Source organism: Binatus sp. (SeqCode), from assembly GCF_036522015.1.
Taxonomy (GTDB): domain Bacteria; phylum Desulfobacterota; class Binatia; order Binatales; family Binataceae; genus Binatus.
Window position 1 is genome coordinate 1 of record NZ_DATDGQ010000321.1, and the last position, 10,605, is coordinate 10,605.

The following is a 10,605-nucleotide window of genomic DNA, read 5'->3' on the forward strand; positions in this document are numbered from 1 at the left end:
CGCCGAGCGTTTCAAGGTGTCGGTGATGGGCACCACGCATCTGCAGTACGGCGGCGCCGATAGCGGCGAGGGCACCAACGTCACCGATCTCAGCGAGGAGTCGCTGACCAACGCGATCATCCGCGCGACCAAGAGCACCAAAAAGGTAATCGAGTTCCTCGACGGACACGGCGAGGCCGACCCCGACGACGCCGAAGGACAGAACGGCTACGGCACTATCAAAAAAGATCTGGAAGGCGAGGGCTACGAGGTTCGCAAGCTCGAGCTTGCGCAATTGCCCAAGGTGCCGGACGACGCGAACCTGGTCGTCGTCGCGGGACCGATCAAGCCTCTTGGCCAGCATGAGATCGATGCGTTGAATGACTACCTGAAACACGGCGGGCGCATGATTGCGATGTATCGACCGCAGCGTCCCGACAATCCGATCGACGAGACGGCGATGGTGAAGCTGGCGGGCGATTGGGGCGTCAAGGTCGGCAACGATATCGTGGTGGACCAGGTGGTTCGCCTCTTCGAGGGCCCCGCGCTCGGGCTCAATCCTTTCGTGCAGAACTACGGCGAGCATCCGATTACCAAGGACTTCAAGCAGCGCACCATGTTCCCGATGGCGCGATCGCTCGCCGCCGAGCCCAATCTGAAACCCGGGCTGGCCGTGACGCCGATCGCGATGACCAGCGACACGTCGTGGGCGGAAGTCGATCTCGACACGCTGTTCCGCCAGCAGAAGGCCGAACTCAGCGCCAAGGACACGCGCGGCCCGATCACGGTGGTGATGGCGGTGGACGGCAACCTCGAGCAACTCGGCTGGGGGAAGGGCGATGCGCGCGTGGTCGTGTACGGCAGCGCCGAGTTCGCCGACAATCAATACGTGACGCAGTTCTTCAACCGCGACTTTTTCATCAACAGCGCCGACTGGCTGACGGGCGAGGAAAACTCGATCTCGATCAGGCCGCGCTCGATTCGCGCGTCGCGCTTCCGTCTGACCGAGGGGCAGTTCTCGATCGTATTCGCGTTCGCTGTGCTGCTGCTGCCCGAGATGCTGCTGATTGCCGGAATCGTGGTGTGGTGGGAGCGGCGCAACTGAGGCGTCATCCGACTGCGACTTGACCCCCCATGCGGCTGCGCAACACCATTATCGTTCTCGTCCTGTTCGCTATCGTAGGCGGCTACGCCTTTGTCGTCAGCCATTATTCGGAGACGGAGGCGACGAAGAAGCTGCTCGCCGTCAAGCAGGACGATATCGCGAAAATCGAACTCAAGTATTCCGACCGCGACATCGTGCTCGAGCGCGACCAGGGCAAACCGTGGCGCCTGGTAAAGCCGGTCGGCGCGGATGCCGACCAGGCGCAGGCCAACAATCTCGCGCGTGCAATCGCCGAAGGCGTCCTCGTTCGCACCGTGGATGACAAACCAGCCGACCTTGCGCCATTCGGGCTCAAGCCTCCGACCACGACCGTCATCGTCACGACCTTCGACCACAAAGCAGTGCCGGCGATCGAAGTGGGGAAATCGACGCCGATCGGGTTCAACACCTACGTCCGGCTCGCCAACAGTCCCGCGGTGCTGCTGACGGAAGGCGCGTTCTCTTCCGGGATGAACAAGACGGTCAACGATTTGCGCGTCCGTGACCTGATGGCGTTCAAGCTCGACGACGTTCAGAAGCTGACAATCGCGCGCGACAATGGAGAGACGGTCGAGATCGATCGCGACGGCGACAACTGGAAGATCGTCAAGCCCGCGCCGGCGCCGGCCGACGACACCGCGGTCCGGATGGCGCTTGGCACGCTGGTGAACGCTCGTGCGTCGGACTTCGTCGCCGATGCGCCCGGTAACGTCAATCAATACGGGCTTGAAAAACCGCATCTGGCGGCAACGGTGGTGCTCAAGAACGGCGAGCAGCAATCGATGCTGTTTGGGTTCAAGCAGAACGAGCAGGGCAAGAGCGGAATCTATGTGCGTCGCGGAGAGCGCGCGCCGGTTTACGCCGTGGCCGAATACGTGATGACCAGCCTGGACAAGTCGCCGCTGGATTTTCGCGACAAGACGATCGTGAAAGTCGATCCCGAGACGGTCGAGACCGTCAAGGTGAAAAACGGTGACGGCGAGTTCACGATCAAGCGCGCGCCGGTCGGCAAGTGGGACGTGATCGTCGGCGGCAAGACCTCGGAGGGCGATACTCCGGTCGTCGAGCGCATGCTCAATCAGTTCCGCGATCTGAAGGGCGAATCGATCGTCGCCGATCCGATGCCAAGCGCGCAGCCGTTCGGGCTCGATAATCCCGCGCTGGAAATTACGCTCATCGGCAAGGACGGCAAAGACCTCAGCACGGTCAAGCTCGCGAAGATCAGCGTCAAACCAACGGCTCCGCCAATTCCCGGCGAACCGCCGCAGCGGACGGAATACTATGCGACTTCAAGCGGCAGCAAGGCAGTGTACGCGCTGAGCAGTTTCAGTTTCGAGCAACTCAACAAGCCGGCGCCGTTGTACATGGCAAAGGCGCCGGAACCGCCACCGCCGTCGAAATAGGGGTTAGTTCCCCGGATTCCGCTTAGGTCTCAGCAATCACGTGCGCGATTGCCTGCGCGGCGGTGTGCGTGATGCTCAGGTGAAATCGCGTGATTTGTTTGCGCCGCGCGAAGGCGGCGGCCTTGCCTGAGAGCGCGATGGTCGGCGCTTTGCCGCGTTCGCGCACGACTTCAATTTCGCTCCATCCGACGTTGCGGTTCCATCCCGTGCCCAACGCCTTCATCGTCGCCTCCTTGGCGGCGAAGCGCGCGGCGTAGCTCTGGTAGCGCGGACGCCCGCGCGACTCGCAATACTTGACCTCGCCGGGAGTGAAGACGCGGGCGCGAAAACGCTCGCCGGTTGCGGGCCGCGTGAGTGCGCGCTCGATGCGATCGACTTCGATGACGTCGATTCCGGTGCCTGCGATCTGGCTCATCGCGAACGAGTATTAGCCGCGGTGCGCACGGATTCAATTGCGCGCGCTGGTTGCGGATTCTATTGTTCATTCAGAATGTGGAGGTAGCGATGGCAAAGCTTTCGATCACGGTGAACAAGATTCGGTGCATCGGCAGCGGCGACTGCGTCGAGACGGCGCCGGCTGTGTTCCAACTGGACGCGGAAGGCAAGTCCGAAGTCGTCAACGCGACGGGAGCCGGCGACTCGGTAATTGTCGCGGCGGCGCGTTCGTGTCCGGTCAAGGCAATCACAGTGATTGACGAAGCGCGCCTGCAGCTTTTCCCGCCGCTGAAAAAGTAGTTCGCGGACGGCGGCATGGCGATACGCAAGCATCGCGCAGGCGAACTGGTAATCGAGCAGACGCGCGATTTCGCGCTGGTGCGGGCGATGCTGGCGCGCGGCGGCCTGACAACCGACAGAATCGAATGGCCCGCGGCGTGTTACCTGGTCGCGTACTTTGGCGACGACGCCATCGGAGTGATCGGAGTCGAGCCGAAAATCGACGCGGCGCTGATACGCTCGCTGTACGTTGACGAATCGATGCGTCGGCGAGGGATCGGCGCCGCCCTGGTCGCGGCGGCCCGCAAGGCAGCGCACACGCGAGGCGCGCGTCACTTGTATTTGTTCAGTACCGACGCCGGCGAGTTCTTCGCGCGGCATGGGTTCGCTGTGGTTCCCGTCGCCGATGTCGTCGCAGCCCTGCCAGGAGTCCCGCAGGTCGAGTTCTATCGCGCGCGCCCCAAGGAGCTTGCCCGCGAGGTTGCATACCACCTGGATATCTCGGCGGACGGCGTGATCGAGCGATAATTTCCGTCCCTCTGCCTCTTCCCCTCTCCCTGTAAGGGAGAGGATCGAAGGTGAGGGTCCTCATGCAGCGCGCATTTTTCGCGCGCGATTCAAGATTCTGCCTCAGCCCCGAATCTATGACACCACATAGCGGCCCCGGTATTTGCCCTTCTCGGTCGTCACTATCAGGTACGGATTCGACCTTAAGAGTTTCGCCGCCAGGCGCTGCGTCATATCGGGGCGGATTGTTTGCGGGTTCGGATTCATCGCATCAAGCGCGCGCGGCGCGGCTTCGGATTGTTCGATCGCGCCGAGCAGGACTCCTTCGGTATTGAGCACGACGGCGCGCGGCGTCGGAGAATCGGGAGAAGCGGGCGGGACACTTTCATTGGGGCCGAGACGGATGAGGTCGTCGCGCATGAATTCGTCGATGCGCACGCGGTCTGTGCAATGGACCCAGAACGCGCGCAGTCCGGGCGCCAGGCTGTTCACGAAATATGGAAACGCTCGCATCCGCTCTGAGAACGGAGCCGGCGGATCGGTGGGCAATCCGCGGACGATCCAATCGGCTTTGCCGCGGAAGTAGTGGCGGACGTCGGTGAAGCCAAGCAGTTCGAGCTGCGCCGCAGCTCGCGCGCTGAGGTCTCACAAGGAATCGCGGCAATAGACGACGACGGGGCGCGTGCGGTCGAGCGACGCAGTCGCATCGGGCAGGATGCGCCCGACCGGAATGTGAATCGCGCCGCTGATGTGCGCCGCGTTGTACTCATGCGACGCCAGTGCATCGACAATCTGCACGCCGGCGGAGAGCATCCGGCGAAGTTCGCGATGTCGAATCTCACGCACTGCTACGCGCGTATCGCGGCGAGAGCGGAGAGGGCGGTGCCGACCATTGCCTCGCCGCTGCCGGCGGCGACCCGCGCGGTGTCGACTTCGTAGCCGCCCTCGGGGTACGCGGCGCGGGTGGGAATATATCCGATCAGATCGTTGCAGTAGCCGGCGACCAACGTCTTTGTGAAATACGGGTTTGCTTTCAGCGCGAGGCCGAGCTCGACGAACAGTTCGCCGGGGATGCCGACGATCGCGAGGTCGCCGACGGTCACGACCGTGATCGCAGTGGCAAGTTCGCAGTGCGCCAGGTCGACGCGCCGGTCGCGGCGATTTTGCTCCTCGAGGGCTTCCAGAGCGACCAGCGCCGCGCGGGATTGTGCATGGTGGTCGCGCAGGCGCTTCAATTGGTAGCCGTCGCCGCCGCGATGGTTGTCGAGCGAGGCCTGGGTCTGCGCGGCGCAATCGCGCGCGAGCGCGAGGTCGTCGCTGAAATCTTTGAGTTTGAGATTCAGCACGATTCTGCGCGCGGCAATTGCTGAGTTGGCAATCGAGGGTGCGTGTTCGAGCGCGTCGAGCGCGCCGCGGCCCATCGCGCGGCCGTGTTGTTCCGCGACTTCGAAGTTACCGCGGCTGCGCGGATCGATGTTACCGGTCGCGCCCTGGAGGAAAATCGAGATCGGACGCGGGCCGCCGGCGGAGCCGCTGGCACCTTCGATTTCGTCCATCGCGAATCCGGGCCAGTCGCGCGAGTAGAGCAGATTATCTTCGCACAGCACGACGCCGTGGCATGGATAGTTCATAAGGAACGCGATCGGAGTTCCGTCCGCGCGATATGCACCGAGAACCTGGGCCGTGGCGTCGGCCGGACCGGAGCGATTCGCGGCGATCTGAATTTGCCGCTGCGGCCGCATCAGGCGGCGATTGATCCCGAGCGTGAACGGGGCGGTGGCGGCGCGAAGCGTCGCGGGTTCGAGATTTTTGTTGGCCTGAACGATCGCGTCTGCGATCTTTGCGGGCAGCGCGCGCTCCCATTCGAGGTTGCGGCCTTCGGCGGGCTTCGCGTCGGCGAGCGGCGTCGCAAAGATGTTGAAGGCAGGCGCGGAGTGGGTGTGCGTCGCGCAAACCAGGATCGAATCGGCTGGAATGTCGGTGCCGGCGGCGACCCGCGCGCGGATGTCGTCGGCGATGCGGGCTCCGAGCGCGAGCACGTCAACGCCGACGATTGCGACTTTCGCATTGCCGGCGCCATCGGCACCGCCGCGCAGCACGAGCGCTTGCGCGGCGAGGTCGTCGTGCACGCCGGCGTTGCGGCCGACGCGATTGCCATAACCGAGCATCGCGAGGCCCGCGGGCGGATCGAGCTTGACGCGCGCGGCGCCGGCGTAGAGGGGACTCATTTCAATTTGGCAGCTGCCAGTTCGGTGGCTCTGGAAGCCACTTTGGCAGCTGCGGCGATGATGTCGTCAACGTCGCAGTCGTCGCCGAGTAGGCATTCGTGCGGTATCGAGACGATCGAGTGCTCGAACAGGCGTTCGGCGGTGGGGCAGTCTATCGGGACACTGTCGGGATTGGCGCCGGCGAGTTCGCAAGCTTTGCGGTAGGCGGCGGACTCGCGCGGGAAGAGGGCGGATCGATAGACGGGGTCGTTGGCGACGCCGCACGGAATGCCCTCGGCGCGAAGTGCGCGGACGAAACGATTGCGCGACATGCCGAGCGCGGATTCATCGACGAGAAATACAAACGTGTAGATGACTTCGCGCGTAACGCGTGGATCGCGCGCGACCGGCGCCAGTCCTTTGATTGCGACGAGTCCTTCGCGCAAGCGGACGGCGGCGCGGCTCTTATGCTCGATCTGTTCGGGAATGCGCGCGAGTTGCGCGAGCAGTATGCCGCATTGCCATTCCGTCATCCGGTAGTTCGCGCCCATCAGCGGGCCTTCGAAATTGTCATCGGGGCGACGGCGTCCACAATTGATCAGCGACTGGCATCGCTGCTCGAGATCGGGATCGTCGGTCGTGATCATTCCGCCTTCGCCCGCGGTCATCGGCTTGGAAGACTGAAAACTGAAGCATCCGAGAGCGCCGTGAGTGCCGACGCCTCGCTCGCGGAATTGGGCGCCGGGGACGTGGGCACAATCTTCGACGAGCGGGATGGAATGCGCGCGCGAAATTTCCGCGAGTGTGTCGAGATCGGCGAGCGGCGCGCCATAGTGCACGGGAATGATGGCCTTGGTGCGGCGCGTGATGAGGTGCTCGACGGATTTTGGATCGATGCATGCGTCGGCGGCGCTGACGTCGGCGAACACAGGACGCGCCATGCATGCGACCGCGGCATACGGGGTCGCGGCGAATGTGATCGCGGGGACGATGACCTCGTCGCCAGCGCCGATGCCGAGCGCTTTGAGCGCGACCTCGAGCGCGCTTGTGCCGGACGTCGTCGGGATGGCGAAGCGAGCGCCCTGATACGCAGCGAACGCGGCGGCGAACTCGGCGGCTTTGCGATTGGGGCTGGGATGACCGCCCCAGCTCGACGAGGTCAGGACATCTTCGAGTTGGGCCCGTTCGCCGGCGTCGAAGACGGGCCACTTCGGGAAGGGTCGGGTGCGAAGGGGCTGGCCGCCAAGAATTGCGAGCGTGGAAGGCAAGTTAAACTACCACTTTAAGTTTAAAGAAATCTGTTCTGGTCCCCCTTCCCATCATGGGAAGGGGGTTAGAGGTTAGGTTGCTGCTTCTTACTTACGGGCGACTTCCTGGAGGATCGCGATTTCCGGGCGGCCTGCCAGGAGAGATCCAATCTTTCCGCCGAAGGCTTTCATGTGATCGGTCTTGCCGTGGGCGTCGAGGGCGGCCTGGTCCTGGTAGACCTCGTAGTAGATGAACTCGGTCGCGTCCTTGGTGTTCTTGTGCAGGATGTAAGCGACGGTGCCGGGCTCGGACTCTTTCACCGTTGCGATCATCTGCTTGGCGGCGGCCTCGAACTCGGTGTCCTTGCCGGGCTGTACTTTCAGTTTGGCAATCACGGTAATTGGCATGGTGTATCTCCTTCGAATTTTAAACTCATCTACCCTCGTATCGACATGCGGCCGGTTTTTCAAGGCGAATCGTGCGTCGGGTAGTGCTCTTTCTTTGCGGCGCTTGGTCGACTAACACAAATGGCGACGATCGATCACTGGAGAATATGAAGATGCTTGGTTTTGATTTGACCGACGAACAGCGCGAACTGAAACAGCTGGCGCATAAGTTTGCCGAGCAGGAAATAATTCCGCGCGCACGCGAGTACGACGAAAAGGAAATTTTTCCGGTCGACGTGTGCGAGAAAGCGTTCGCCGCGGGCCTGATGAACTTCGGCGTGCCGAAAGAGTTGGGCGGGCCTGGACTCGGCGTGCTCGACACCAGCCTGATCGTCGAGGAGCTGAACTATGGATGCGCGGGAATCTCCAACGCGGTGGGCGCCAACGACCTGGCGACGCTGCCGATTCTGATCGCGGGCAACGACGAGCAGAAGCGCACCTATCTCGGGCAGTTGGTGAAGAAGCTCACGTTCTGCGCGTTCGCGATCACGGAGCCGGGCGCGGGCTCGGACGTCGCCGCGATGAGCACGACCTACCGGCGCGAGGGCGACGAGTTCATCATCAACGGCACCAAGCATTTCATCTCGAACGGCTCGCGCGCGGACTGGTACGTCACGTTTGCGACGTCGGACAAGCGGCTCAAGCACAAGGGCATCTCGTGTTTCGTGTTTCCGTCGAGCGTGCCGGGAATCACGCGCAACCGAATGCATGGCAAGCTTGGGCAGCGCGCGGCGGACACCGGTGAGATCTTTTACGAGGACGTGCGCGTTCCGGCCAGCGCGCTGGTCGGGCGCGAGGGCGAGGGTTTCAAGTACGCGATGGCGACGTTCGATCACAGCCGGCCGGAGATCGGCGCGATCGCGATCGGAATTGCACAGCGGGCGCTCGACGAATGCCTCAAGTATTCGAAGCAGCGCAACGCGTTCGGGCAGCCGATCGCAAACTTCCAGGCGATCCAGTTCATGATGGCCGACATGGCGATCCAAATCGAAGCGATGCGCCTGTTGACGTACAAGGCGGCGTGGCTGGTCGATAAGGGCGAGGGCGCCAACACGATTTCCGCGTACGCGAAGGCTTTCAGCGCGGACGCGACGATGGAGATCACGACCAACGCGGTGCAGATTTTCGGCGGCTACGGCTACATGAAGGAGTATCCGGTCGAGAAGTTGATGCGTGATGCGAAGTTGCTGCAGATTTACGAGGGCACGTCGCAGATTCAACGAGTCGTGATCGCGCGCAATCTTTTGAAAGAATGAATTGAAATGAAACCCACCGTGGGTTTCGTGCTTCCTTGGGCAGGGGTGACCCCTGCACCCAGTACTGAGAAGGACGCTTATTCCGCAGGCGTTGCGACCGGATGCGGGACTGGCGGGTCTTCGTCGGCGGGCTCGTTGCCAGTGACGGAGCCGACGTAACCGCCCTGGTGATAGACGTCGACCTGGCCGGTGGTTGGATCGGGCAGCAGGTTCCATTCGTCGGGCGGCGGCGGATTTGGATCGGGCGGCATGTAGACGATTGGGTCAGGGGCAGGAGCCGGCGGCGGTGTCGCGGCGCATGACGCGATCGCGCAGGAGAAAAGCATGGAGAGCGCTAACGGAATCTTCCGATTCATGATGCGGCGCGGGCTCGCGCGGACGGGACTACATTTATCTTGTCGCCGGATTGCCGGAATCGCAAGCGGGAAGCGCGCGCTATTTATGTGGGAGGCCGAGGATTTCGCGGAAGTGCGCGATTGATTTTTCCAGGCCAGGTCGGAGTGCGATGCGCGGCTCCCATCCGAGTACTTTCTTGGCGAGCTCGATGTTTGGTTTGCGGCGGACGGGATCGTCGGCCCGCGGATTCTTGATCACCACCTTCGACGAGCTGCCAGCCAGCTCGATGGCGAGTTTGGCGAGTTCCGCAATTGTGAATTCGTCCGGGTTGCCGATGTTCACCGGGCCGATGTGCGTGTCCTGATTCATCATGCGCACGAGCGCGTCGATGATGTCGTCAACGTAGGCAAAGGAGCGTGTCGAATTGCCGTTGCCGTAAATTTCGAGGTTCTCGCCGCGCAATGCGGCGACGCAGAAGTTGGAAACCACGCGGCCGTCGTTGATGGCCATCCGCGGGCCGTAAGTGTTGAAGATGCGCACGATGCGGGTGTCGACGTTGTTCTGCCGGTGATAGTCCATCATGAGGCATTCGGCGACGCGCTTGCCCTCGTCGTAGCATGAGCGCACGCCGATCGGATTGACGTTGCCCCAGTACGATTCGGTTTGCGGATGCTCCTCGGGATCGCCGTAAACTTCGCTGGTCGAGGTGAGCAGGATGCGCGCGTGCACGCGCTTGGCCAGCCCCAGCATGTTGATCGTGCCCATCACGGAGGTCTTGATCGTCTTCACCGGGTTGTACTGGTAGTGCACCGGCGATGCGGGGCAGGCGAGGCTGAAGATGCGATCGACTTCGAGCAGGATTGGCTCGACCACGTCGTGGCGGATGAATTCGAAATTGCGGTTGCCGAGCAGGTGCATAATGTTGGCGCGCTTGCCGCTGAAAAAATTGTCGAGGCAGATGACTTCATTCCCGTCGTTGAGCAAGCGCTCACATAGATGAGAGCCGAGGAATCCTGCGCCGCCGGTTACCAGTACACGCACGGTTGTTCTCCTGGGTCAGTGGCGATTTTCGCGCGCGATGGCGCGAACGGTTTCGATTACGTAAGCGACATCCTCGTCGGTCATCGCGGCGTAGATTGGCAGCGACAAGCATCGGCTGAAGATGTCTTCGGCGACCGGAAAATCGCCGTCGCGGTAGCCGTACATGCGCTGATAGTAGTGCATCGTGTGCAGCGGGATGCAGTGCACCGAGCATCCGACGCCGCGCTCGCGCAGAATCTCAACGAACTGATTGCGGCCGAGCTTGAGGCGCTCGGGACGGATGCGCAGCACGTAGAGATGCCAGGCGTGCTCGATGCCTGGCTC

At 62.5% G+C, this 10,605-nt stretch carries 14 protein-coding genes; 5 read left to right on the forward strand and 9 right to left on the reverse strand.

The features are described 5' to 3' along the window. Together VIW95_RS13555 and VIW95_RS13560 are read left to right on the forward strand one after the other, a co-directional pair. On the forward strand, positions 1-1,084 hold a 1,084-nt coding region (locus VIW95_RS13555; protein WP_331587380.1), incomplete at its 5' end, for a GldG family protein. A 29-nt stretch (positions 1,085-1,113) separates the two neighbouring features. Beyond that, positions 1,114-2,526, forward strand: a complete 1,413-nt coding sequence (locus VIW95_RS13560) for a DUF4340 domain-containing protein (protein ID WP_331587382.1) — start codon at positions 1,114-1,116, stop codon at positions 2,524-2,526. Positions 2,527-2,548: 22 nt separating this feature from the next. Here VIW95_RS13560 and acpS read toward each other — a convergent pair whose 3' ends face one another. Beyond that, on the reverse strand, positions 2,549-2,941 hold the full coding sequence (acpS, locus tag VIW95_RS13565) for a holo-ACP synthase (RefSeq protein ID WP_331587385.1): 393 nt from the start codon (positions 2,939-2,941) through the stop codon (positions 2,549-2,551). A gap of 89 nt (positions 2,942-3,030) precedes the next feature. Here acpS and VIW95_RS13570 point away from each other — a divergent pair, with 89 nt between their 5' ends. Continuing rightward, positions 3,031-3,261 (forward strand): ferredoxin, encoded by a 231-nt coding sequence (locus tag VIW95_RS13570; protein ID WP_331587387.1) that lies wholly within the window; start codon positions 3,031-3,033, stop codon positions 3,259-3,261. Positions 3,262-3,276: 15 nt separating this feature from the next. Beyond that, positions 3,277-3,768, forward strand: a complete 492-nt coding sequence (locus VIW95_RS13575) for a GNAT family N-acetyltransferase (protein WP_331587389.1) — start codon at positions 3,277-3,279, stop codon at positions 3,766-3,768. A 114-nt stretch (positions 3,769-3,882) separates the two neighbouring features. Here the strand turns inward: VIW95_RS13575 and VIW95_RS13580 are convergent, their stop codons facing one another. From VIW95_RS13580 to VIW95_RS13600, 5 genes are all read right to left on the reverse strand, one after another. Further along, positions 3,883-4,296, reverse strand: a complete 414-nt coding sequence (locus tag VIW95_RS13580; protein ID WP_331587391.1) for a CBS domain-containing protein — start codon at positions 4,294-4,296, stop codon at positions 3,883-3,885. Positions 4,297-4,392: 96 nt separating this feature from the next. After that, positions 4,393-4,593, reverse strand: coding sequence for a rhodanese-like domain-containing protein (locus VIW95_RS13585; RefSeq protein WP_331587393.1), 201 nt, complete (start codon positions 4,591-4,593; stop codon positions 4,393-4,395). A gap of 2 nt (positions 4,594-4,595) precedes the next feature. Beyond that, positions 4,596-5,975, reverse strand: coding sequence for a neutral/alkaline non-lysosomal ceramidase N-terminal domain-containing protein (locus VIW95_RS13590; protein ID WP_331587395.1), 1,380 nt, complete (start codon positions 5,973-5,975; stop codon positions 4,596-4,598). Then, entirely contained in the window at positions 5,972-7,222 is a 1,251-nt protein-coding gene (locus tag VIW95_RS13595) for a DegT/DnrJ/EryC1/StrS family aminotransferase (RefSeq protein ID WP_331587397.1), read from the reverse strand. Before VIW95_RS13595 ends, VIW95_RS13590 begins: the two co-directional genes overlap by 4 nt. 87 nt (positions 7,223-7,309) lie before the next feature. After that, entirely contained in the window at positions 7,310-7,609 is a 300-nt protein-coding gene (locus VIW95_RS13600; RefSeq protein ID WP_331587399.1) for a putative quinol monooxygenase, read from the reverse strand. Positions 7,610-7,761: 152 nt separating this feature from the next. Here VIW95_RS13600 and VIW95_RS13605 point away from each other — a divergent pair, with 152 nt between their 5' ends. After that, positions 7,762-8,904, forward strand: a complete 1,143-nt coding sequence (locus VIW95_RS13605) for an acyl-CoA dehydrogenase family protein (protein ID WP_331587401.1) — start codon at positions 7,762-7,764, stop codon at positions 8,902-8,904. Between the two features lie 77 nt (positions 8,905-8,981). Here VIW95_RS13605 and VIW95_RS13610 read toward each other — a convergent pair whose 3' ends face one another. The 3 genes from VIW95_RS13610 to VIW95_RS13620 all read right to left on the reverse strand — a co-directional run. Beyond that, positions 8,982-9,260: a hypothetical protein gene (locus VIW95_RS13610; RefSeq protein ID WP_331587403.1), complete on the reverse strand. Its 279-nt coding sequence runs from the start codon at positions 9,258-9,260 to the stop codon at positions 8,982-8,984. A 79-nt stretch (positions 9,261-9,339) separates the two neighbouring features. Further along, entirely contained in the window at positions 9,340-10,281 is a 942-nt protein-coding gene (locus VIW95_RS13615; protein ID WP_331587405.1) for a UDP-glucuronic acid decarboxylase family protein, read from the reverse strand. Between the two features lie 15 nt (positions 10,282-10,296). Further along, on the reverse strand, positions 10,297-10,605 hold a 309-nt coding region (locus VIW95_RS13620), incomplete at its 5' end, for a DegT/DnrJ/EryC1/StrS family aminotransferase (protein WP_331587407.1).